Source organism: Mesorhizobium sp. LNHC252B00, assembly GCF_000502955.1.
Classification (GTDB): Bacteria; Pseudomonadota; Alphaproteobacteria; order Rhizobiales; family Rhizobiaceae; genus Mesorhizobium.
In genome coordinates this window covers 16,283-39,439 of the sequence record NZ_AYWO01000026.1, presented here as the reverse complement: position 1 = coordinate 39,439, position 23,157 = coordinate 16,283, and the positions used below count along the sequence as shown (strand labels likewise).

Genomic DNA, 23,157 nt, shown 5'->3' with positions numbered 1-23,157 from the left:
AAGCCCCCTCATTCGGCTGCAAGCGCGGCGCGTGAATTGCGGATGATGTTCCAGATCCGGTTGGGCGTTGCCGGCATGTCGACATGGGTGATGCCCAGTGGCTGCAGGGCGTCGACCACGGCGTTAATGACGGCAGCCGGAGAACCGATGGTGCCGCATTCGCCACAACCCTTCACGCCCATCGGCGTATGGGTGCAGGTGGTGGAGTGCGGCGCCACGACGATCGACGGGAAATTGTCGGCGCGCGGCATGCAATAGTCCATGAAGGACCCGGAGAGCAGTTGTCCGGAGCTTTCATCATAGACGCCGTGCTCGAACAGCGCCTGGCCAACACCTTGGGCGATACCGCCTTGCAGCTGGCCCTCCACGATCATCGGATTGATGATCGTGCCAACATCGTCGACGGCGGTATAGCGCTCGAGCGTCACCGTGCCGGTGTCGGGATCGATCTCGACTTCGGCGAAATGCGCGCCGCCGGGATAGGTGAAATTGACCGGGTCGTAGAAGGATTGCTCCTCGAGCCCGGGTTCGAGCGTTTCCAACGGATAATCGAACGGTACATAGGCCGCGCCGGCGATCTCGGTGAACTTCTTCTTGCGATCGGTGCCGGCGACAGAGAATTCCCCTGCGTGGAAGACGATATCCCCCAGATCGGCCTCGAGCTGATGCGCTGCGATCTTCCTCCCCTTCAGGATCACCTTGTCGGCCGCCTTCGAAAGTGCAGCACCGCCGACGACCAGCGATCGTGAGCCGTAGGTGCCCATGCCGAACTGAACCTTGGCGGTGTCGCCGCAGACGATGTCGATATCCTCGAAGGGTACCCCAAGCCGATCGGAGACAATCTGCGCGAAGGTCGTTTCGTGGCCTTGGCCGTGATTGTGGGTGCCGATCAGCACGGTGACGGCGCCGGTTGGATGCACGCGCACCGTGGCGCTTTCGTAGAGACCCCCGCGCGCCCCGAGACTGCCGGCGAGCCGCGATGGCGCAAGCCCACAGGCTTCCACGTAGGTGGATAGTCCGAGGCCGCGATATCTGCCGCGGCGCGCCGACTCCAGCCGCCGCTGCTCGAAGCCTTCCACATCGGCGAGCTTCTCGGCTCGGTCGAGGCAACCCAACGGGTCGCCGCTGTCATACTCGACGATGACCGGCGTCTGATAGGGATAGGCCTCTGTCGGGATCATGTTGCGACGTCGGATCGCGCGCTTGTCGATGCCCATTTCGATCGCCGCCACGTCGACCAGCCGTTCCAGCACGAAGGTCGCTTCAGGCCGCCCGGCGCCGCGATAAGCATCGACGGGAACTGTGTTGGTGAACACCACATTGACCGAACAGTGAATGGCCGGCATGCGATACACCCCCGATAGCAGCGGTGCATAAAGATTGGTCGGGATATTGGGCCCGAAGGTCGAGAGATAGCCCCCCATGTTGGCGAGCGTGCGCACCCTCAAACCCAGGAACTTGCCGCTCTCGTCGAGGGCCAGTTCGGCTTCGGTGAAATGATCGCGGCCATGGGCGTCGGAGATGAAGCCTTCCGACCGCTCGCATACCCACTTGACCGGTAGCCCGAGCTTGGCGGCGGCCCAAGTGACGACGGCTTCCTCGGCATAGTGGAACTGCTTGACGCCGAAGCCGCCTCCGACGTCTGGCGCCACGACGCGCAATTTGTGCTGGGGGATATGAAGCACGAACTCGCCCATCAAGAAGCGCACCACATGCGGAAACTGGCTGGTGGTCCACAGCGTGTGCTGGCCGGTGGCGAAATCATATTCACCGATGGCCGCGCGCGGCTCCATCGGATTGCCTATGAGGCGGTTGTTGACGAGTTCGATGCTGGCGACATGCGCGGCGGCAGTGAAGGCCGCCTCCACGGCGGCGGCGTCGCCCAGTTCCCAGTCGCAGCAAAGATTATCTGGAATCTCGTCGTGGACGGTTGGCGCCCCCGCCTGCAGGGCCTCGACGACACCGACCACGGCGGGCAGGACCTCGTACTGGACTTCGATCGCCTCCAGTGCGCTCCGCGCCTGCTCGACCGATTGCGCTACCACGAAAGCGACGGCGTCGCCGACGTGGCGCACCTTGCCATGCGCGATCGGCGGGTGCGGCGGCTCCTTCATTGGGTTGCCGTCTTTGCCGTGGATGCCCCAGCCAACCGGCAGGCCGCCGACATTGTCGGCTTTCAGATCTTCGCCGGTATAGATCGCCACCACGCCGGGCATAGCTCGCGCTGCCGTCGCATCAATCGCTCCAAGCAGGGCATGGGCATGCGGCGAGCGAAGGAACGCGCCGAACACCATGCCCGGCCGCTTGATGTCGGCGACGTAGTTGCCGCGCCCGGTGACAAAGCGGAGATCCTCCTTTCGCTTTGGCGACGCGCCGATGGCGACCACTTTTGACATTTTCATAAGCCCCTCACTTCGCGTCGCGCATGGCGGCAGCGCCGGCGATCACCGATTTGACGATGTTGTGGTAGCCGGTGCAGCGGCAGAGATTGCCTTCCAGCCAACCGCGCACCTCCGTCTCGGTTGGGTCGGGGTTGCGCCCGACCAGATCGACCGCACTCATCAGCATGCCCGGCGTGCAGAAGCCGCATTGCAGCCCATGGTTTTCATGAAAGGCCTGTTGCATCGGATGCAGATTGGCACGTCCGGCAACCGACAGGCCTTCGACCGTCATCACCGAGCCACCATCGGCCGAGACTGCCAGCATGGTGCAACTCTTCACGGACTCGCCGTTGAAATGCACCAGGCAGGCACCGCATTGGCTGGTGTCGCAGCCGACATGCGTTCCCGTGAACGAGAGCTGCTCGCGCAGAAGCTCCACCAGGAGCGTCGCCGGATCGACCGAGACGCTGATCGGGTGTTTGTTGATTGCAAGATTGATTTCCATCACGGGCTCCAGTCTAGGCAAGCAAATGTGCGCGTTCGATCAGCCATGCGGCAAGGATGCTGTCGCCAACCTCGAACGGATTCTCGAAAAAACGGCGCTCAGGGACATAGGCGACGAATTCCTCCTCGCCGGCTGCGTCCAGCATCACCTTGACGAAATTGCCCTGATACTCGATGCCGAGGATCGTCGCCGGCACCGACGCCATGTCCTCGGAGAGTGCCGTGTCCTCGCGGAAGAGTTCGACATCGTCGCGCCGCACTGCGATGTCGATTGCCTGGCCAGCCTCCAGCCGGGCTCCGGCGTACGTCGGAATCTGAATGCCGGCGATCTCGGGGCTCGCGATCATCGCCCGCGTGCCGTTAATCTTGCCGAGCTTGCCGCTCAGCACATTCTGTCCGCCAAGAAACTCCGCGACGTAGCGATCCTTCGGTGCGGCGTAGATTTCGCGCGCCGGACCGGCTTGCTTGATCTTCCCGTTTTCCATGACGACAACCATGTCGGCGAGCGCGATCGCCTCAAGCTGGGTGTGGGTGACATGGACGAAGGTGATGCCCAGTTCGCGCTGCATGCGCCTCAATTCGGCGCGCATCCTGATGCGCAGATGCTCATCGAGTGCCGACAGTGGCTCATCGAGCAGCAGCACCCGCGGTTCGGTGATCGCCGCACGGGCCAGCGCCACACGCTGCTGCTGACCGCCGGACAGCTGCGCCGGGAGACGGTTGGAAAACTCGGTCATCCGCACCTTCTCGATCATGGCGTCGGTCCTGGCATAGCGCTCCGTCTTCGAAAGCCCGCGAACCCTGAGCGCAAAGGCGATGTTGTCGCGCACCGTGAGATGCGGAAACAACGCGTAGGACTGGAACATCATCGCCGTGCGGCGCTCGACCGGCGGCAGGCCAACGACGTTCTCGCCGCCGATCAGTATCTCGCCGACAGTCGGATCCTCATGACCGGCGATCATTCGCAGGATCGTCGTCTTGCCGCAGCCGGATGGGCCCAGAATGCAGCAATAGGCGCCGTCCGGGATCTTCAGATTGACGCCGTCGACAGCATAGGTGAAGCCGTCATAGCTTTTGGCGACGCCGGCGATCTCGATCTGGCCCTTGCCGAGGCTCATGCAGCACCTCCCTGCTGGCCGGGCGTGCGCGCCTCGCGCCGCTTCTGGATGAAGGCGATAGTGCCCAGGCTTGCGCCAATGACGAGGAAAGAAACGATCGTGGTTACGGTGCCGAGCGCGTAGAGCGCTGGCGAGGTTATGTTCAGCGTCATGCTCCAGATCTCCAGGGGCAGTGTGTTGAGCGAGCCGGCCGTCTGCAGCGTCCGGGCAAACTCATCGTAAGACAGCGTGAAGCCGAACAGCGCGACAGCGACAATGCCGGGCGCCAGCACCGGGATCACAACGAGGCGGATGGTCTGCCAGGGCGAGGCGCCGAGGTCGCGCGCGGCCTCCTCCCAGGCATGGTCGAACCGCGACATGACAGCGAACATGACCAGTACCCCGAAAGGTAACGTCCATGAAAGCTGCGCGCCAAGCGCCGATGTGAACAGGCTTGCGTCGACGCCGATCGCGTTGAAGATGAGCCCGACGCCAATGCCGAGCACCAGGCCGGGAGCAACCAGGCTGCCGATCATCATATAGAAGACGATGATGTCGCCGGCGAAGCGTTTGCGGAAGCCAAGCCCAGCCAGGAAGGACACGACCACGGTCAGCACCGTGACGACAATTGCGAGCTCGAACGAGCGCTCGAAGGAGCCTTTGACGTCGCCGGTGCGAACCTGGGTGAACAGGTCGACGAACCAGTGCAGCGACAGGCCCTTCATCGGGAAGACCAGCCCGCCGCGGAGGTCCTGGAAGGAGAGGAGATAGATGCAGGCCATCGGACCGTAGAGCGCCAACAGATACAACGTGAACAGCGTGGCAAGCACATAGAAGGTCCAAGGCCGTCCACTGGCTGGCGCCATCGCCCGGCTCCTACGCTCCGGCACGCTGGCGGCGACCACACCCGAGGTACGGGCCAGGCTCATCGCGTGATCTCCTTGCGGATATCCACGAAACGCAGGATCAGACCGACGGTGATGATGAGGATTATCGTCAGCAGAACAGCACTCGCCGCGGCAGTCGGATATTGCAGCACCGAGATGTCCTCGTAGAAGGCGCCGACGACCGACGCCGAGCCGCCGCCCGACATCACCCTGACAACGAAGAAGTCGCCCATGACGATCGAAATCACGAAGATCGAACCGAGCGCGATGCCGCTCTTCGACAGCGGCACAATGATCAGGCGCATGATGTCCAAACGGCTGGCGCCAGCATCGAGCGCAGCCTCCACGACGCGCCTGTCGATGCGGCCCATGGCGTTGAAAATCGGCACGATCATGAAGATGGTGAGCTGGTGGACGTAGGCGACCACCACCGCGAAGCTGGAGAACAGCAGGAATTCAAGCGGCTGATCGATCAGTCCGAGCTTGAGCAAAGCCTCATTGACCAGCCCTTCCTTGCCGAGCAAGGGGATCCAGGAAATCATCCGGATGATGTTCGAGGTCCAGAACGGTACCGTACAGAGCAGGAACAGCCCGAGCGCCAGCAATCGGTTCTTGACATGGAAGACGAGGAAATAAGCGACGAAGAAACCGATCACCAGGCTGAAAAACCAGGTCAGCAGCGTGAACTTGATCGTCTCGTAGTAGAGATTGAACGTCAGTCCCGAAGTCAGGATCTGCGTGTAATTGCCGAGGTTGAAGGCGGGGAACAATCCGCCGAAGCCATCGGTGTCGAAAAAGCTCGCGGCCACCACGGCGATCAGCGGCAGCACGAAAAACGGGATCAGCACGGCGACCAGCGGGGCCACATAGGCCCATCCGGCCAGATTTCGCTTGAACGCAGCGCTTTGCGCCATCGCGGAACTCCGAAGATTCTCGGATGAACGTATGGATCGGGCACGGCGAGCCCGATCCGGTTGCGGCTAGCGCCTCAGGCGACCTTGAAGTCGTTCCAGCGCTTGTTCATGTAGGCCGCCTCGTCCATCAGCGTGTTCCAGCACGAGATGTTGGTGACGCGCTCGACAAAGGAGCCGCCGTCGCGGACGGTGCCCACTTTTTCCATGGGCACGCCATAGGGATCCTTGACCTCTTCCGGTGCCGGTTTGCCGTCGTACCAGAAGGTGTATTCGGCCGGCGTCATGAACTTCTTCGCAGTGGAGGGGACAGGGCTGTAATAGCCGTAGCGGCTGACGAAAGCGCCCTGCCAGCCCGACATGTACCAGTTCATATATTCATAGGCTGCGTCGAGCTTCTTGCCGGTGAGATGTTTCATCAGGCCCATGCCGTTGCACCAGCCGCGATAGCCTTCCTTTTCACCCTTCTTGTTGACCGGAGCGTAGACGCAAGGGATCTCCTTGACGCGCACCGCGGCGACGGCCGGCGACCACATCGACTGGATGATTACCTCGCCGGCCGCCATCAGCTGCACCGACTGGTCGAATGTAGTCCAGGTGGCGCGGAAGTGGCCTGACTTCTTCAGTTCGATCAGCTTGTCGATGGTGAAGTCGATTTCGGCCTTGGTCATGTTTCCCTTGTTGCCGTACTTGATCAGGTCGGCGCTCTCGAAACAAAGGGCGGCGTCCATGATGCCGATCGCCGGCACGTCGAGGATCGCCGCCTTGCCCTTGAACTTCGGGTCGATCAAATCCTTCCATTCGGTGACCGGATGCCCGACCAGATCGGGACGGTAGCCGATGGAATCCGCATTGTAGACCTGCGGCACATTCGTCAGCCATTCGGTGATGCCGTCATGCAGTTCGGTGGACTCCGGCTTCTCGATATAGAGTGCCTCATAAGGGGAGATACCCTGACGCGGGATCTTGTGACCGTCGAGTTCGCCTTTGGTGAAGATCGGCAGGAAGTTGTCGAATTCCTTGATCCTCTTAGCCTCGATGCCCTGGATGACGCCGCGCTTGGCGGCGAGCTTGGCCTGCCAGCCTTCAAGATCGGCGATATCGACCGAATTCGGCTGGGTCATGAAGCGATTGATGGCTGCCGAAGTGTCGAGGTTCTGCATCGTCACCTTGAAACCGAGATCCTTGGCAGCCTGGTCGCCGATGGCCTTCACCACCGAGTAGGAGACGCCGAGATGGCGCAGTTCAATGTCCTTGATTTCCTGGGCCCAGATCGTCGGGAACCCGCCGATCGCGCCCGATCCGACGGCGGCTCCGGCCGCGGCCGCGCTGCCTTTGAGAAACTTTCTTCTGGTCAGTGCATTCGTCGACTTCACCTGTTTCATGGTCAAACCCTTCCCCTGCATGCCGAGCGTGTCGTCGGCAATCCACATTCTTTCGATGTCTGGCTGTCTGCTGGGGGCAGGATATATTTTTTGCGCGATGCGCCAAATTAGAAGTAAAAATTCCAACCATAAGCAGCGCAAATCTGCCGCCGATACGGGCTGGGGCAAGCACAAAATAGCCAAAACCTAGGCAGAAGTGCCACCTTGCCAGGATTTTCTGCCGGAAAATTCAGCAATTGGCGAATCCGTCAGTCGACGACTTCCAGGCGCTGTGTGAAAAATAAATGCAAAGCGCCGCTCTGCCGAGCTTACCGTGGCCGATCCTTGTTGATCGTCAACGCGCCAGGCATCCGTGATCTATCCCGGCCAGGAACACGCCGCGAGGACGCATGTATAGCTTCGGACACATCCCGACGTGGGGATCTTCATAATTGAGGCTGTCAACGCCCGTATGGATTCTAAAAGGCTTCGGCTCCGTGGTTGATCGGACTTCAGATTACCGGGCAAATGCGATCCTGCCCCAGTGCCAAGTGCCGTCTCGGCTGCTACCGTCGATATTGACATCTCGATCATAGAGGCAGCGACTAGTGGCCGATGTGCCTAACGAATTCGACCACGTCGTCAGAGGTGGGAACGCCACCTGTATCGTCAACGGCAAGGTTGCGATCGCCACGAGATCGCGATGCATCGGGCTTCGCTTCGGCGAGCCGGGAACGCCCGAGGAATTGCAACGCCACCATTGCATCGGCCACCGTATGCCCAGCGGCAAGCTCTATCGATGGGAGTTCGAACGCGCAGGCCAGGAACTCTCGATCGGGGCCAACGGCCCCGTCGTCCTCGACGACGAGGAACTGATGGTCGAAGCCGCGATACGGGGTCTGGGCATTGCCTATGTGGCGGATTGGGCCACCGAAGCGGCCTTGTCCGATGGCCGGCTACGCATAGTCCTGACCGCGTGGACGCCAGCACCGGAAGAAGTTGCCGTCTACTACCCCGGACATCGAGCCGTACCGCCCGCACTGCGAGCTTTTCTCGTTGCTGTAAAGGACCTGCGGAAGAACGAACTTTAACCGGATCACGAAGCCGCCGCCCTCGCGCGGAACAGCCGCTTTGCGGGCGTTCCGGCCGTGGAGGTCGGCTTCGCAGCTTCCTGAAAGCAGACCTTGCCGGCCATCAGGCTGGAGGTCGTGGTTGCGCCACTCCCGGACTCTTTGCCAACGATGCCGCGAAGGTCGCGTCTCGACCCGCTTGCGGACACCGACCAATGGCTCGGCTATTTTCCTTCAGCTTGACCGTCCTGTGCTGAGACGGAGCGGCTCTGGTCGGCTATAGTGGCGGGCTGGACGGGGAGGACGGCATGAGCGAGTCCCGAAAGCTTGCTGCAATCCTGGCAGCCGACGTTGTCGGCTACAGGCGGCTCGCAGGTGCGGACGAGGATCGCATCCTGGCGCGGCTGAGGGCACTGCGCAGCGATCTGATCGATCCCACGATCGCCGTGCATCATGGTCGAGTGGTAAAGCGCACCGGGGACGGAGCCCTCGTCGAGTTTCGCAGCGTGGTCGATGCAGTACGCTGCGCCATCGAGGTGCAGAACGCAATGGTCGAGCGCAATGCGGGCGTACCTCCTGATCGTCGTATCGAGTTCCGCATCGGCATCCACATCGGCGACGTCGTTGAGGAGAGCGACGGCGACCTCATGGGCGACGGCGTCAACATTGCGGCGCGCCTGGAGGGCGTTGCTGCCCCCGGCACCATCTGCCTTTCGGAGGATGCCTATCGGCAGGTCAGGTCGAGGCTCGACCTCTTGGTCAGCGATCTCGGCCAAACCCAACTCAAGAACATCGCTGAACCGATGCGCGTCTATTCGTTGGAGGTCGGCGTTTCGGCCAAGGGTAGCGCCATCGCGGCTCAGGCTACACCGGTCCAACCTGCCGCCGCCAGCCCGGCCGCGCCGACAGATCTCCCGGAAAAGCCTTCGATTGCCGTCCTGCCTTTCACAAACATGAGCCGCGACCCTGAACAGGAGTATTTCTCGGACGGCATCACCGAAGACATCATTACCGACCTTTCGAAGATTGCCGGGCTTATGGTGGTAGCGCGCAATTCGAGCTTTGCTTACAAGAACAAGAGTCCCGACGTCCGGACGGTTGGGCGTGAACTCGGTGTCGCATCAGTGCTCGAAGGCTCGATCCGTCGCGCCGGCAATCGCGTCCGCATCACCGCCCAGCTCGTCGACACCACGACCGGCGGCCATCTGTGGGCCGAACGCTACGATCGCGACCTCACCGACATTTTCGCAGTTCAGGATGAGGTGACTCTCCAGATCGTCGATGCCCTCAAGGTCACGCTCCGGCCGGCTGAAAAGGCGCTTCTAGCGGATAGCCGTATAAGCAACGTCGAAGCGCATGACAGTTTCTTGCGCGGGCGCGAGCTTTCGCTTGGATCAACTAAGAATCGCGACGTCTTTGAGCAAACGATTGCGGCCTTCAAGCGCGCGATCGAGCTCGACCCTCCCTATGCAGAGCCCTACGCAGGTCTCGCCTACGCCTATTGCCAGGACTTCCAGAACCATTGGGCCGACACACCCGACGCACTTGGTCTAGCCGCTCACTTCGCCGCGCAGGCGATCGAAAAGGGTCCCAACGAGCCGTATGTACATTGCGTCGCCGCTATCATCACGCTGTGGCAACGCGACCTAGTGGCGGCGAAAGCCGCGGCGGAGAAAGCCTTGGCGCTTAACCCGAACTACGCCCTTGCTTACGGCACGAGTGGCATGATCGAGGTCTATTTGGGGAATCCACTGGCGGCGATCCCATACATTGAGCGTGCCATGCGCCTGGACCCGGCCTTCACGCATCAATACCTGCACTTCCTCGGTTCAGCCTATTTGGTGGCCGGCCAATACGATGCCGCGGCGACTGCCTTGCGCGAGCGGATCCGTCTTACGCCGAAGANCCGAAGACCGACCTATCGCGCGCCTTCCTCGCTTCCGCACTTGGCCACCTCGGCGAGTCCGCCGAAGCGCGGCGCGTCTGGCACGAACTGAGAGACATAAACCCGAGATATTCCTTCGAAGAGCACTGGGCTCGGTTGCCGTTTCAAAACCAAGCCGACGGAGAGAGGATCAGAGAGGGTCTGGCGAAGGCGCAGCTTCCCGACTGAGCGCGACCCGCCACCTCGCCGCAATGCCCATTGTGTTAGCGACAGCGCATTCTTAGACGAGATGACACTCGTTGCACGACCGCTGTTGAGGCGGCTTGCCCGTTCCTGTAGCTGGCTCGAACGGCAAGTTCCATCCAATCAGGACCTTCCTAGACAGAGGTTTGAAAGGCAGCAGAGGGTCAGATCACGTCGACGCCTGCGACTACCTTGTTGACGCGCCACATTGTCCAGCTCCTGAAATCTGTTGCGGGACGTCCCTACAGCGAACTCAGATGATCTTGCGAACGTCCTGCTCGAAACTGAGGACGTGATGCAGAGCAATGCGCTCAGCTGTTTCGCCATCTCCTCGGCAAACCGCCTCGAGCATCAGGGTCTGCTCCTGTAGAACCTTGTCGAGGCCCGTCATAAGCTCCGGAAACCGTCGCGTCGCCACATGCAAGATCCTGAGTGACAGGTTGTGGTAGTGGTCGAGCGTGTCGAACAGATAGGAATTCTTGGCAGCGCGATAGATGAAGCGGTGGATGCGTCGATCGAGCGCCAGCAGAGGTTCGAGTTCGGGAGGGTTCGCAAAGGCGGCGAGTTCGGCGATCAGGCCTTGGGCTTCGCGGCGCTCGGGCTCACGCAGACGTTCGGCGGCCAGCCGCGTCGCCCAGGATTCAATTCTCGCCCGAGCCTCATAGATCGCGGACAGGTCGCTGATGTCGATCGTACTGACCGAGGTTCCCCGGCGGCCGTTGACGTCGACGAAGCCATCGCGCTGCAGCCGCAGCAGCGCCTCGCGCACAGGTGTACGACCCACGTCAAGCCGCCGCATGAGGTCCGTTTCACGAAGCAGGGTACCGGGCGCCAGCTTAACCGTGATGATGTCTTCCCGTAGCTGCAAATAAGTGCGCTCGGCCAATGTCGAGCTAGCCTCGGCATTGTCGGCATCGTCTTCCGGCATCCGCGCGTCCATCCAACTCACCCTTCTTCATTCCCGAATGATCGAATCCGATCGTCAGGGAATCACTTGACAACGGATTCATATAATATATTGGTCAATATATCACACATATATTGACCCACAGGGAGATTTCGGTGATGGAAAAGGGTGTTTTGTCGCGCTCGCCACTCAAGGTCGGCATTGCCGCCTTGCTGGGCGTCGGGATTGGATTGGTGGCCACAGTGGCGCGTGCGGACGGACTTGAGACGCTGAAGCCGGGCGTCCTGCAGGTAACGATCGAGCCCTACATGCCCTATACGGCTATGAAGGATGACAAGCTCGTCGGGCTGGACAGTGGCATCCTTGCCGCGGTCGCCGACAAGCTGGGCCTCAAGATGGACGTCAGCGTCACCGATTTTCCAGGCATGCTCGCATCGGTGCAATCGCGGCGCGCGGACATCACAATTGGCGGTATCGCCTGGTCGGACGCGCGCCAGAAGGTCGGTCTCTTCACCGATCCGCCCTACTATTCGCCACCTGCGATGGCGGTGCAGGGCACGGCTGACTATCCGGACGTCAAGAGCTTGGAAGGCAAGGATCTCGGGACCGTCACCGGCTATGTCTGGGCGAAATCGATCGCGCAAGTGCCGAACGCCACGCCGCACACCTATCCGTCGGCCGACAGTGTCTTTCAGGATTTGTCATCAGGCAGGCTGGATGTCGGCTTCCTCGACCCGCTGCTGATCATCTACCAGCAGAAGGAGCGGCCGGACATGAAGTTCCGGGTCGCATACCTGGCGCCGCCGACCGCCGACCAGGTCAAGGCCCATCCCGACTACCAGTATTTCCAGCCGTACATGACCGGCTTCTACCTGCCGAAAGAGGCGCCGAAGCTCGCGAAGGCGGTCTCGGACCAGATCGATGCGATGTACAAGGACGGCTCGCTTGCCGCGCTCGTTACCAAATGGGGCGGCGATCCAAAGCAGTTCCTGGTTCCTTCGCCGGAGATGGCGGCTCAGCGCCGTGGCGTGGACCGTCGGGCGGACTGGTCGCCGCCCTCAATTGCGCCTTGAGCACCGGGGGGCAAGCGCATGTCCCTTTTCCACACTCTCACCGGGTTTTTCCAGGTTCCCTGGGGTGACTACGCAAGCAATCTCGGCTGGGGTCTGCTCAGGACCCTGGCCTACACCATCGCCAGTTTCGTCGGCGCCGCTGCTCTGGGCCTCGTGCTGGCGCTGATGCGCCTCAATCGCTTGCGTTTGGTGCGTCTGCCGGCGGCTTTGTACACGGAGATATTCAAGAACGTCCCGCTGCTCGCGATCATCTTCGTCACGTATTTCGGCCTGCCGTCGGTGGGCATCAAGCTTAGCGTCTTCGTCGCCGGCGTGCTGAGCCTCGTGTTGTTCTATGCGGCCTATCTGTCGGAGATCTTCCGGGCCGCCATCTCCGGCATCCATTCCGGTCAGAACGAGGCGGCCCAGGCGCTGGGTCTTGGCCGCGCCACCACCTTCGGCCATGTCGTACTGCCCCAGGCGCTGCGGCTGGCGCTGCCAGGCACCAACACCATGTTCGTCGACCTCCTGAAATCCACGTCGCTCCTGGTGACGATCTCGGCCGCTGAACTGATGACGCAGGCTCAGCTGATCGCCTCCGAAACGTTTCGGGCGCTCGAAGTCTATCTGGTGATCGCGGCGATCTATTTCGCCGTCTGCTATCCGGTCTCGCAATGCCTGCTCTGGCTGGAGCGAACGATCCAGGCGGGCGTGCCACTGTCGCCGGGCCGCCGGCGGCGGCTGAAGCTGGCGAAGACGCTGCTCGCAAGCGGAGCCTGAATCGATGGTACATGAGACACTCGATACCGCGCGTGACGCGACGGCGTCCGGAGCCAGACCGGCGGTCACCATCCGTGGCCTGCGGAAATCCTTCGATGGAAGGCAGGTGCTCGGCGGAATCGATCTCGACGTACCGTCCGGCCGCATCGTCAGCATCATCGGCCAGAGTGGCGGCGGCAAGACGACGCTGATGCGTTGCGTCAACCTGCTCGAGCAACCCGACGATGGCGTCATCGACGTCAACGGCGAGACGATCTGCGCCAAGGGTGCGGTGACGTGCAGGAACCTCGCCAAGCTGCGCCAGCGCGTCGGCATGGTGTTTCAGCGCTTCAACCTCTTCCCGCATCTTACGGCCGTGGAGAATGTCGTTCTCGCCCAGATGCATGCCGCGGGAATTGGCGAGCGCGAAGGCGTCGAGCGCGCGGTGCGCCTGCTGACGCGCGTCGGTCTCGCGCATCGGGCAACGGCCTATCCGGAGCGCATGTCGGGCGGCGAGCAGCAGCGCGTGGCGATCGCGCGGGCACTCGCCCTCGGCCCCACCGTGCTTTTGTTCGACGAACCGACCTCTGCGCTCGATCCAGAATCGACCGGCGAGGTGCTGCGTGTGATGCGAGAACTTGCGAACGACGGAATGACGATGATTCTCGTTACCCACGAACTGCCCTTCGCCCGTGAAGTGTCGGACTGGGTCGTCTTCATCGACGGCGGCCGGATTATCGAGCAAGGAACGGCGACGGACGTGCTCGACAAGCCGCGTGAAGCGCGAACAGCTGCCTATGTCGCGCGTTACGCCGCGCCTGCGTGAGCGCCAACGCGGCTAGCCGCCCGACCAGGACCCATCATTGGCGCATATTGCGATAGGGGCTGTGCGGCGCACTGCAATCGCCGCTTCGGAAGTTCTTGGCCGCGCTATCGATTATCCTTGACCTAACGCATGTGGACCAGATGAGCAGGATCTCGACTGACATTGCCGTGATCGGCGGCGGGGTTATAGGTTTGGCGATTGCGCTTAGGCTTCGTTCCGATGGGCGCGAGGTCGTCGTGATCGAGCCGAACGAGCCCGGCAGTGGCGCATCTTATGGCAATGCCGGGAGCATCGCGGACTACGCGGTCATGCCCGTGGGTACGCCCTCGGTCCTCCGCAATCTACTGTCCCTGCTCCTTGACGCGGACAGTCCCCTATCGATCCGCACATCCGCCTTGCCAACATTGTTTCCGTGGCTGGCGCGGTTCGCTTACGAATCCCTGCCGCACCGATATCGGGAAAATGCCCACCGGATCGCCGACCTTGTTTCGGACGCCTCGGTTCAATGGAAGGAATTCGCCACTCAGATCGGCGCATCGGATTTGTTATCTGCAAAAGGCTGCCTCTATCTCTATGAGACGCGCAAGGCGTTCAAGGCAGCGGCGACGGACATTGAGCTGCGCCGCAGCCACGGCGTTGCCCAGGAACTGCTTTCGGCCAATGAGGTGCTCGGACTCGAGCCTCGGCTGCCGCCTTTCGAAGGAGGCGGCCTGTTCTTCCCAAGCGCCACTAATCTCCGCGATCCGGGTGAGGTCATGCGCCGCTTGACCGCGGCGGTTCGGAGTGCGGGCGTGGAATTCATTCAGGCCTCTGCACAAACGATCGCCCGTGAGTCTAACGGAACTCGGATCGTGGCTTCGCCATTCGAGATTCGCGCGCGCACCACGATCCTCTCCGCTGGCGCCCATTCGCGCAAACTGGCCGACCAGATCGGAGACCGTCTGCCACTTGATACAGAGCGCGGCTATCATGTGGAATTCGACATGGCCGAACCGCCGATCGAACGGCCGGTCTGTCCGACCGCGCACGGATTCTATATGTGTCCAATGCGGGGCCGGATGCGCGTTGCCGGGCTGGTGGAACTCGGCGGTCTGGCCGCACCCGTCAACCCACGGCTGGTGGAAGCGCTGGTGGCGAATTCGCGTCGGATTTTTCCAGACCTCGGGGAACCGAGCCGCACCTGGCTCGGATTCCGTCCTTCGATGCCCAATTCCGTCCCCGTTATCAGGCCGTCAAGAGGCGGGCGGGATGTCATCCTTGCTTTCGGCCATGGACACGTAGGGTTGACCCTCGCGCCGCGCACCGCCCAACTGGTAAGCAAGATTCTCGACTCCTAGTCGCGGATCGCTCCTCGACCGACCTTGCGGTAGGTAGTTAAGTAAAGAAAAGAAATGTTCAGGGCGACACCAGCACACTTCGCCGAATGTCCGAAGATACTACACCAACCTGAATGTCCACTCTTGAAGGTCTGCTGCGGGAAGCTGCCAGTCCGCTAACGGCCCCAAACCTGCCGGACTGCAAAGCGCCCTATGTCGGCCGCGTATCAAAAGCGGATTTGGCTGGCGCCACCGTGAGGATCCGGTTGCGCCAGAAGCGGTCGTCGAAGCTCAGAAATCGGATCCCTCGGAATATCTGGCCTTCAGCCATGTATTCGACAGTCCGCTCCTGTAGCGGCTGTCGGCGCGCTTCGAGATAATGCTTTCGAGCCCCATTTTTTCGATGGTGCGGAAAATCGCTAGCGCACTGCCCTCGAAATACTCGTTGAACTGGATCTTGCCGGGGCCGTGCTCAACCAGTTGCCACAGCGCCTGCTTGCGCTGCAGCAGCGGCAAGGAGTCTAGATTGCGACCGTCGAGATGGAGGATGTCGAACGCGACGAACACCAGCCGGCTCGGTTCGTTCCAGATCGCGGCTTCCAGCGCAGGGCAATCGGGAGCGCCCTGCTCGCCTGGCACAATGACCTCGCCGTCGATAATGGCAGCCCGGCATGGCAGCTCGACAGCCAGCGCGATGGGCCAGTATTTCGTGGTCCAGTCGCGGCCGTTTTTGCTGTAAAGACGCACGCCGCCTTGATCGATGATGATCTGCGTTCGGTAGCCGTCAAGATTGACCTCGTGCAGCCATCCCTCATCTTCGGGCGGTTCCTTGACCCGAGTCGGGATCAGCGGTGGAATGAACTCCAGCCGGCCGCCGTTCACCTTGGCATGCTTACTCAATGACGCCACCTTTGATCGCGCAGCGGCGGCTGATCGGCACAGGCAGCCCGACGTCCCCCCAACCTGGACGCCTGCCGCCTGTGCCGAGCCCCCGCCGAGCCATTGCGAGCATCTGCGCATCAGGCCGAATTGTCGTTAGCTTCGCATCCACATACTTGTCCTGGCGTACATATCTCGCTCGTTGCGGCGGTCTGGAACNGCGGCGGAATGAACTCCAGCCGGCCGCCGTTCACCTTGGCATGCTTACTCAATGACGCCACCTTTGATCGCGCAGCGGCGGCTGATCGGCACAGGCAGCCCGTCGTCTCCCCAACCTGGACGCCTGCCGCCTGTGCCGAGCCCCCGCCGAGCCATTGCGAGCATCTGCGCGTCAGGCCGAATTGTCGTTAGCTTCGCATCCACATACTTGTCCTGGCGTACATATCTCGCTCGTTGCGGCGGTCTGGCACCAGGCGGTGTTTCGGCTAATTTCGAGCGAGCTGATTAAGGCCTGTTGAGACTCATCGTGAGTTTATGACGGCGGCAGCGAGATGGATGATTGCGTTGAAGCTCTGGTCGGTTTTGTCAGCTCGCATGGCGATACGCTTGAACTCCTTGAGTTTGCAGAAGAAGTTCTCGATGAGGTGACGCCATTTGTAGAGTTCGAGATCGGGAGGCAGCGGCAAGGCGCGCCTCGGATGCTGCGAGATGACGATCTTGGCGCCGCGTTCGTTCAGATCGGCAATGATGGTGTTGCTGTCGAAGGCCTTGTCGGCGATCAGCCCGCCGAAGGCGAGGCCGTCGATGAGCGGTGCGACGCCCACCGTATCGAAGCGATGCCCAGGCAGGAGAACGAAGCGCACGAGATTGCCGAGCGCATCGGTGAGCGCAAGTATCTTAGTGGTCATGCCGCCCTTGGAGCGGCCTATGGCCTGGCTTTGAGTCCCCCTTTTGCGCCTTGGCCGTGGCGGTGGACCTTGACGATGGTTGCGTCGACCATGGCGTACTCCATGTCCGGCTGGTCCGAACAGGCCTCGAAAAGCCGAATGAAAACATCGGCTTTGACCCAATCGCGGTATCGTTTGAAGACGGTATTCCAACTTCCGAAAAAGGCTGGAAGGTCACGCCACGGGCTTCCCGTGCGCACGATCCAAAGCACGGCCTCGATGAAGCGGCGGTTATCGCTGCCACTTCGACCAGGGTCGATTGGCTTACCCAGGCAATGCGGTTCCATCTTCGCCCATTGGGCGTCAGTCAGCACAAATCGTTCCATCCAAAGCTTGAATCTGGAGGGTTCTGTGTAGTCGCGGGCGCGATTGGGCGGGCACGCACGGGTCGCGACTACATTGAAGCCTGATTGAACTGAACCGCGGGATGGCGGGCGGGGCTATGGGGATTTAGGGCTCGACAGTGTGTCCGAGGCGCCGGAGCGGGCTCGCCGATCGCTCTTAGGCGGTCGCCCGTCGTCGCGATGCAGGACCATCTGCGACGCGAGAGACGGCGCCATTGGGTCGTTGACGCTGAGGTGTAGCGTTGCTGGCGACAGCCAGGCTGCGACTTTGACTAGCGGCGCGCAAAGGCCCTTCGGCGACTGTAGCAGACGCCGGGATGGACGGTGCGAGCGTGTCGGTGCGCAGCGTGTCATGAGGTGTCTGGCCAGGTCGGGGCCTTGCGCTGGATCGGGCCGAGCGAGGCCATGGCGCCGCCGCAGCCCGGACAGATGTCCAGGGAGTGCCCTGTGAGACAGCGGTAACGCGGCGATAGTCGGCGGTCGGGTCCGGCGTCAGCGGCGCGGGCGCCGCCAGAAGAAGACGGCACTGGGCGAGGCCCGCTCACACGCCATTTCCAGGCGGTCGGATTTGTAGCGTCGCGCCAGGGAAAGGATGCCCTGTGCGGACCGATACCCTTGTTCCGGATGTGGGAGATCACTCAGCAGACGCTCGATAAAGATCGCTGTGTTGCTCCCGACTTTTGCCGCTTCCCTCCTCAACGTGGCATAGCGCTGGTGCGACTTCGGCATATGCTCATTGACGGTGATGTGGCCTGAGCGCTGCGAGCTTCGGATGTGACTGGCAACACGTTTATGGTCGTGGGAGATCTCGACCACCCGATACGTCAGCCTAACATCGACCCGCTTGCCGATCAGGCCGTGCGGCACGGAATAGAAGCTTTTGTCGACCTCGACATGATAGTCGGGATGGACCTTGGCGACTTTCCATTCCGCATATTCAAACGGTGTTGCCGGCAGTGGTTTGAGTTGCGCGCGCTCGATCTCATCAAACAAGTCGCGACGGGATTTGCCGTAGCGGCGCATGGTTCGGCCGTTCAGGTCTTCGACCAAAGTGCTGATCCGGGCATTGAGATCGGCAAGGCTGAAGAAGCGTTCGTTTCTCAGCCGCCCGTCCGCACCCGGGGACACTTCCCGAGTGACGATGCGGCCATGAAGCTGCTATATCTGGTGCTGAACCACGCGGCCGAGGAATGGAAACGACCGCCGCGCGAGTGGTTCGAGGCCAAGACCCAGTTCGCCGTCGTCTTCGGCGACAGGTTCGTCAGCCAATGACGAAACCAGCCTCGCGCACAGAATTCCTGACAGTCCCGCACGCACCTCTCCACGATTAAAACCGAGCCTTCGGCGGAGGATTTATCTTGCGGACGTTTCGGCCGTGCTGGAAGCACTGTTGTGTCGTAATGCTCGGCAAAAGCGGCAAATGTCGCGTTGATCGTCGGCTCGAACCACAGAGCCTTGGCGACGGCCGACCTGAGATCATCGCAGATCGTTGTCTTCGTTACCCCGCCGAAGTAGCTGAAGGCCCGTTGGTTGGCTTCAATCCAATCCGGCAGCTTCTGGCTGAAGCTCGCATAAGAGAACGTCAATTGCGACGCGCTCAGCACCGCAACGTAAATCTGCGCCGCGCGGATCTCTCCTGTCGACGGATCGATGACGGGGATCGTGTGCCCGGCATAGTCGCATTCCATCGCAACACCAGCAACGTGACGACTGCGATAGGTTGGCTTGACGCGGCTCTCGAATTCAGCGAATCGGCCACAAAACCAAGTGTAACCATAGCCGCCCGGATGGGTCTCACGGTATTCCTGCCACAACGATTGAGCGTTACCCCCTTGCGCTTCAGCTCGCTCGCCATCTTCGGCCAGTCCGGCTAAGCGGTCTCGCGCGGCGGCCGTCCCATCCGACGAAATAGCCGCTGTTCCAGTATCTCGTCATCATCAGCCCAGCTGGCAGCGGCCAAACCGCAAGGCCAGCTTCCCGCGCTCGCAGCAGATACGTTGAAACCGATGTCTTGCTGATCTTCACACGGTCTGAAACGGCGCGCACAGGAAGCTCCTGCTCAAACGTCAGCCGCAGTATCGATCGGATGTCCTTCACGCTCGTATGTCTCGCCTGCTTCCGTCTCGGCACTATGTCCTCGCTTAAAATGCGAGGGCAAAATGCCAGATCGGCGCTCACGAAAATCGATCTCTAAACCCGTCATCAGCTTGGCCGCGACTTACTGAAATCTATGTCCCGAACTTTGTGAAACCCGCAGTTGATCTTCTCAATCGCCGGATCGGAGATCCTGAGCAGGGCGTAGGTGCGATCAATGTAACAATCGGGTTCAGACCGTGGATGCCGCAACATCGCGGTTCGGATCACCGCCGAAGTACCGCTCGGCGCTCCGGCGCTTATCGGCCTCGGATGGCGTAGCGGCCTGGCTCGCCTCGGATGCACTTGTCGAATCGCCCAGCATAGCGAGACTAGGATGGTCGTGGCGCCACCCACAACGAGAACAACCCGAGGAGGATCGTCAGGCGGCTCACCAACGCGGCTCGATCGTCTGGCCGCCGCGCGCATCATTCGACCGCATAATACGAGCGACGGCAGCGCCTGGCGCGAAGTTGGTGTCGATACCGGAGGACACGTGCGATGGATTCGCCGCGATCAAATTCCACTCCCGATCCGTCAGGTCGGTTCATCCAGTTCGGAATCTCGACCGCGCCAATGCGATCAGGCAACTTTGCGTGCGTCAACCAGCAGGTCACCCGTAATGATCTCCGCAAGCATGTCGGCAGTTGCCGCCGACAAGGTCCAACCTAAATGACCATGGCCCGTATTGTAGAACACACCCTGTGCCTGGCCCTTGCCGACCCGCGGCATCATATTGGGCGTCATCGGCCTCAATCCCGCCCATGGCACTACGCACTTGGTATCTACTTCCGGAAGATGCATTCGCGTCCAGTCCACCAAAGGCTTAATGCGGTCGTCCCGAATGTCGCGATTGAGACCGTTGAACTCAGCAGTTCCGGCGACCCGTAATCTAGACAAACCTAATCGGCTCGTAACGATCTGGCTCGGTCATCAAGCAGGCTCACCCATGGTGCGGCTTCCTGTGACGCGGACTCATCCAGCTCGACCATAATCGAGTAACCCTTCACCGGATAAATGTTGAGCCGATCGCCCAACCTCGCGGCAAAGTCGCGGCTGCGACAGCCCGCACAGATGACGATGGCGTCTGCGCGTATGTCATGCTGCCCGGAATTTCGGTCTTCAGTACCACTTGCATAGAAAACTCGAAAACTTTCTTGGCGTTCGATGCGCCTCACGTCTGCATCGTAGTAAAAGCGAGCGCTGCGTTTTTCGCATGCCCGCGCCAGACCGATTGTGTATTTGTAAATGTCGCCGGTCGAATCCGAGGGCGTGTAGAACCCACCATATAGAGCACTATGGAGAGTAGGTTCGATGGCTTTCATCTCTTCCACTGTAACGGGACGTCGATCTATTCCACCTTGAACTAACAACTCGTTTACTGATCGCGCATGATCGAAGTTGGCCTTTTCTCTATATGTGAAGAATACCGCGACGAACATGATCGAAATCGATTCCTTCTTGCTCGGCGATCTCAAACATGTGCTTCCGCGCCATGATCGCGAGCATGGTCGTATTTATCGTGTTTTCTCAGTAATTGGGGATGTTCGCCACGAATTCCGCCAGCCAGCTGTACTTGTGCCAATTGGGCGCAGGGTTCATGAGAAGTGGGGCATCGTGTCTAACCATCCATTTGATCCCCTTAAGAATCGTGGACCAGCGGTTCCAAACTTCAGTTGCTTGCCGAGATCTGCCCGCCATTGGCAAATGACGTCTCCATCGCAGCGTACCGCTGACGATCTAATACAGTGACATCATAGCCGCGCTCCAAAAGGGCATACGCAGTTGATAAACCCGTTATCCCGGCGCCGATGATAACAATTTTGGACATTTTGCTCTCCAGATAGAAAAACCGGTGCAGGTTCCGCGGGCGAACACCTAGAGGCGGGCGAGCACTGCCTCATTCAGACCAGGCAACTAGTTCGATAGTAGATTGACGATAATAACCCGCCCCTCTCGGTTACACAGATTGACCCTGAATCGACACCAAGGACTATCATGACTTCCTCGCGAGCACCGGCGAACGCTCTCAGTCATTGAACATCAGATGACCTCACGTCCCTGCCCACCTCAATGAAAGCTTCCACGGCGCGGTCAATATCGGCCTCCGAATGGGCGGCAGACATCTGCGCACGAATGCGCGCATGGCCCCTTGGCACGACGGGAAAGGAGAAGCCGACGACGTAGATGCCCCGCTGGAGCAAGTCTTCCGCCATCGCTTGAGCCAATGCGGCATCACCAAGCATGACGGGAATGATTGGATGGTTCGCGCCAGCCAGCGTGAAGCCCGCCTTCGACATTTTAGAGCGGAAGCGGTCGGCGTTGGCATAGAGCTTTTCGCGCAGCGCATCACCATGCTCGATCAGATCGAACACCTTTAGCGACGCCCCTGCAATGGCCGGCATCAGCGTATTGGAGAAGAGGTACGGCCGCGAGCGCTGGCGAAGCCAGTCGATGACCTCGCGCCTGCCCGACGTGTAGCCACCTGAGGCGCCGCCGAGCGCTTTGCCCAGCGTGCCGGTGATGATGTCGATGCGGCCCTCGACGCCGCAATGCTCCGCCGAGCCTCGCCCGTGCCTGCCGACGAAGCCGACAGCATGGCTGTCGTCGACCATGACCATCGCGCCATATTTCTCCGCCAAGTCGCATATGCCTTTGAGATCGGCGATGATGCCGTCCATTGAAAAGACGCCGTCAGTTGCGATCAGCTTGAAGCGGCTGCCCTCCGCCTTCTTCAGTTCCTCTTCCAGCGCGACCATGTCGTTGTTGGCATAGCGGAAGCGCTTGGCCTTGGAGAGGCGAATGCCGTCTATCATCGAAGCGTGGTTCAGGGCATCGGAAATGATGGCGTCTTTCTCGCCGAGCAGGGTCTCGAACAGACCGGCATTGGCGTCAAAACAGGATGAGTAGAGGATCGTGTCCTCCATACCGAGGAAGCGTGAGATCGTCCCTTCGAGCCGCTTGTGCTCTTCCTGAGTGCCGCAGATGAAGCGGACCGACGCCATGCCGTATCCACAGCGGTCGAGCGCAGCCTTTGCTGCGTCGCGCAAATCCTCATTGTCCGCCAGGCCGAGATAATTGTTCGCGCAGAAATTCAGGACCTTGCTGCCATCCGCGAGTTCGATCTTGGACGACTGCGTCGAGGTGATAACGCGCTCGGATTTGTAGAGCCCCGCAGACTTCAACCCAGCCAGTTCCCCCGACAAACAGGCACTGAAAGCATTCTTCATCGGCAACTCCGCAGGAATTCCATGTAGTACGCCCTACGCAAGTATGTGCTCACCATCGAGTGGTAACCGCTGTCGATTCGCTCAACCTCGCGCGCCACGAGGCCAAAGATAACGTCGCCAGCCCCGAGGCCGTCCGTCATAATCCAACAGAGATTGTGACACCGAGCAGGCCGGCAACACCATCTCCGCTCGGCAGGTCGGTCTCCTCTTGAAGTAAGTGTCCTCGGCGCAGAACGTTGCCGTACCATCGCGGATCGCGTGCTCGTCTTCCGACAGGGGGTCTCGCGCATCGGAAGACGTATGGGGGAGTCCGCCAAATCCGATGCGGCGCTCGCCGAAGCGCGCCTGCTCGATTTTCGAAAGTTTGCGTGCCGGACAGCTCATCGAGCCCGTCACCAAGCCGCTCGCCGAGTTGCTGTCGC

At 60.8% G+C, this 23,157-nt stretch carries 14 protein-coding genes and 6 pseudogenes; 7 read left to right on the top strand and 13 right to left on the bottom strand.

The annotated features are described in order from the left end of the window. Positions 1-8: 8 nt before the first annotated feature. The 6 genes from X744_RS145525 to X744_RS145550 all read right to left on the bottom strand — a co-directional run bounded on the left by X744_RS145525 (position 9) and on the right by X744_RS145550 (position 7,165). Entirely contained in the window at positions 9-2,396 is a 2,388-nt protein-coding gene (locus X744_RS145525; protein WP_031260900.1) for a xanthine dehydrogenase family protein molybdopterin-binding subunit, read from the bottom strand. A gap of 13 nt (positions 2,397-2,409) precedes the next feature. Next, complete coding sequence (locus X744_RS145530; RefSeq protein WP_023761757.1) at positions 2,410-2,886, bottom strand: (2Fe-2S)-binding protein; 477 nt, start codon at positions 2,884-2,886, stop codon at positions 2,410-2,412. A 13-nt stretch (positions 2,887-2,899) separates the two neighbouring features. Next, positions 2,900-4,003, bottom strand: coding sequence for an ABC transporter ATP-binding protein (locus X744_RS145535; protein WP_023761756.1), 1,104 nt, complete (start codon positions 4,001-4,003; stop codon positions 2,900-2,902). After that, complete coding sequence (locus X744_RS145540; protein WP_245266816.1) at positions 4,000-4,848, bottom strand: ABC transporter permease; 849 nt, start codon at positions 4,846-4,848, stop codon at positions 4,000-4,002. Before X744_RS145540 ends, X744_RS145535 begins: the two co-directional genes overlap by 4 nt. A 59-nt stretch (positions 4,849-4,907) precedes the next feature. After that, positions 4,908-5,783: an ABC transporter permease gene (locus X744_RS145545; RefSeq protein WP_023761754.1), complete on the bottom strand. Its 876-nt coding sequence runs from the start codon at positions 5,781-5,783 to the stop codon at positions 4,908-4,910. Between the two features lie 74 nt (positions 5,784-5,857). Beyond that, positions 5,858-7,165 (bottom strand): PotD/PotF family extracellular solute-binding protein, encoded by a 1,308-nt coding sequence (locus tag X744_RS145550; RefSeq protein ID WP_050589584.1) that lies wholly within the window; start codon positions 7,163-7,165, stop codon positions 5,858-5,860. A 587-nt stretch (positions 7,166-7,752) separates the two neighbouring features. Here X744_RS145550 and X744_RS0137980 point away from each other — a divergent pair. Then, positions 7,753-8,235: a LysR substrate-binding domain-containing protein gene (locus X744_RS0137980; RefSeq protein ID WP_023761752.1), complete on the top strand. Its 483-nt coding sequence runs from the start codon at positions 7,753-7,755 to the stop codon at positions 8,233-8,235. 287 nt (positions 8,236-8,522) lie between these two features. After that, positions 8,523-10,327 (top strand): annotated as a pseudogene (locus X744_RS06200) (adenylate/guanylate cyclase domain-containing protein). Between the two features lie 268 nt (positions 10,328-10,595). On the opposite strand, the gene X744_RS145560 reads toward X744_RS06200, so the two are convergent. Next, positions 10,596-11,282 (bottom strand): GntR family transcriptional regulator, encoded by a 687-nt coding sequence (locus tag X744_RS145560; RefSeq protein WP_023761749.1) that lies wholly within the window; start codon positions 11,280-11,282, stop codon positions 10,596-10,598. 125 nt (positions 11,283-11,407) lie between these two features. Between X744_RS145560 and X744_RS145565 the strand changes: the two genes are divergently transcribed. From X744_RS145565 to X744_RS145580, 4 genes are all read left to right on the top strand, one after another. Further along, complete coding sequence (locus X744_RS145565) at positions 11,408-12,322, top strand: transporter substrate-binding domain-containing protein (protein ID WP_023761748.1); 915 nt, start codon at positions 11,408-11,410, stop codon at positions 12,320-12,322. A gap of 18 nt (positions 12,323-12,340) precedes the next feature. Next, positions 12,341-13,081 (top strand): amino acid ABC transporter permease, encoded by a 741-nt coding sequence (locus tag X744_RS145570; protein WP_023761747.1) that lies wholly within the window; start codon positions 12,341-12,343, stop codon positions 13,079-13,081. Between the two features lie 4 nt (positions 13,082-13,085). Next, complete coding sequence (locus tag X744_RS145575) at positions 13,086-13,886, top strand: amino acid ABC transporter ATP-binding protein (protein ID WP_023761746.1); 801 nt, start codon at positions 13,086-13,088, stop codon at positions 13,884-13,886. Between the two features lie 140 nt (positions 13,887-14,026). Then, complete coding sequence (locus tag X744_RS145580; protein WP_023761745.1) at positions 14,027-15,223, top strand: FAD-dependent oxidoreductase; 1,197 nt, start codon at positions 14,027-14,029, stop codon at positions 15,221-15,223. Between the two features lie 270 nt (positions 15,224-15,493). Here the strand turns inward: X744_RS145580 and X744_RS145585 are convergent, their stop codons facing one another. From X744_RS145585 to X744_RS145600, 3 genes and pseudogenes are all read right to left on the bottom strand, one after another. Further along, complete coding sequence (locus X744_RS145585) at positions 15,494-16,111, bottom strand: DNA ligase (RefSeq protein ID WP_245266813.1); 618 nt, start codon at positions 16,109-16,111, stop codon at positions 15,494-15,496. A gap of 491 nt (positions 16,112-16,602) precedes the next feature. Next, positions 16,603-17,315: pseudogene (locus X744_RS1000000172550) on the bottom strand (IS5 family transposase). A 570-nt stretch (positions 17,316-17,885) separates the two neighbouring features. After that, positions 17,886-18,479 (bottom strand): annotated as a pseudogene (locus X744_RS145600) (IS21 family transposase); the annotation flags it as partial. Between the two features lie 3 nt (positions 18,480-18,482). Here X744_RS145600 and X744_RS1000000172545 point away from each other — a divergent pair. Continuing rightward, a pseudogene (locus X744_RS1000000172545) lies at positions 18,483-18,644 on the top strand (IS256 family transposase); the annotation flags it as partial. Positions 18,645-18,727: 83 nt separating this feature from the next. Here X744_RS1000000172545 and X744_RS1000000175430 read toward each other — a convergent pair. From X744_RS1000000175430 to X744_RS145605, 3 genes and pseudogenes are all read right to left on the bottom strand, one after another. Next, positions 18,728-19,237 (bottom strand): annotated as a pseudogene (locus X744_RS1000000175430) (IS21 family transposase); the annotation flags it as partial. 850 nt (positions 19,238-20,087) lie between these two features. Next, positions 20,088-21,336: pseudogene (locus tag X744_RS01000000170165) on the bottom strand (D-amino acid dehydrogenase). Positions 21,337-21,538: 202 nt separating this feature from the next. Continuing rightward, on the bottom strand, positions 21,539-22,735 hold the full coding sequence (locus X744_RS145605; protein WP_023761733.1) for a glycine C-acetyltransferase: 1,197 nt from the start codon (positions 22,733-22,735) through the stop codon (positions 21,539-21,541). Positions 22,736-23,157: the final 422 nt, after the last annotated feature.

Excerpts from the sequence above, each read along its gene's own strand:
- X744_RS145530 (WP_023761757.1), bottom strand. The coding sequence starts at position 2,886 with ATGGAAATCAATCTTGCAATCAACAAACACCCGATCAGCGTCTCGGTC.
- X744_RS145580 (WP_023761745.1), top strand. The coding sequence starts at position 14,027 with ATGAGCAGGATCTCGACTGACATTGCCGTGATCGGCGGCGGGGTTATA.
- X744_RS145535 (WP_023761756.1), bottom strand. The coding sequence starts at position 4,003 with ATGAGCCTCGGCAAGGGCCAGATCGAGATCGCCGGCGTCGCCAAAAGC.
- X744_RS145540 (WP_245266816.1), bottom strand. The coding sequence starts at position 4,848 with ATGGCGCCAGCCAGTGGACGGCCTTGGACCTTCTATGTGCTTGCCACG.
- X744_RS145605 (WP_023761733.1), bottom strand. The coding sequence starts at position 22,735 with ATGAAGAATGCTTTCAGTGCCTGTTTGTCGGGGGAACTGGCTGGGTTG.
- X744_RS145560 (WP_023761749.1), bottom strand. The coding sequence starts at position 11,282 with ATGGACGCGCGGATGCCGGAAGACGATGCCGACAATGCCGAGGCTAGC.
- X744_RS145565 (WP_023761748.1), top strand. The coding sequence starts at position 11,408 with ATGGAAAAGGGTGTTTTGTCGCGCTCGCCACTCAAGGTCGGCATTGCC.
- X744_RS145545 (WP_023761754.1), bottom strand. The coding sequence starts at position 5,783 with ATGGCGCAAAGCGCTGCGTTCAAGCGAAATCTGGCCGGATGGGCCTAT.
- X744_RS145575 (WP_023761746.1), top strand. The coding sequence starts at position 13,086 with ATGGTACATGAGACACTCGATACCGCGCGTGACGCGACGGCGTCCGGA.
- X744_RS145525 (WP_031260900.1), bottom strand. The coding sequence starts at position 2,396 with ATGTCAAAAGTGGTCGCCATCGGCGCGTCGCCAAAGCGAAAGGAGGAT.
- X744_RS145550 (WP_050589584.1), bottom strand. The coding sequence starts at position 7,165 with ATGAAACAGGTGAAGTCGACGAATGCACTGACCAGAAGAAAGTTTCTC.
- X744_RS145570 (WP_023761747.1), top strand. The coding sequence starts at position 12,341 with ATGTCCCTTTTCCACACTCTCACCGGGTTTTTCCAGGTTCCCTGGGGT.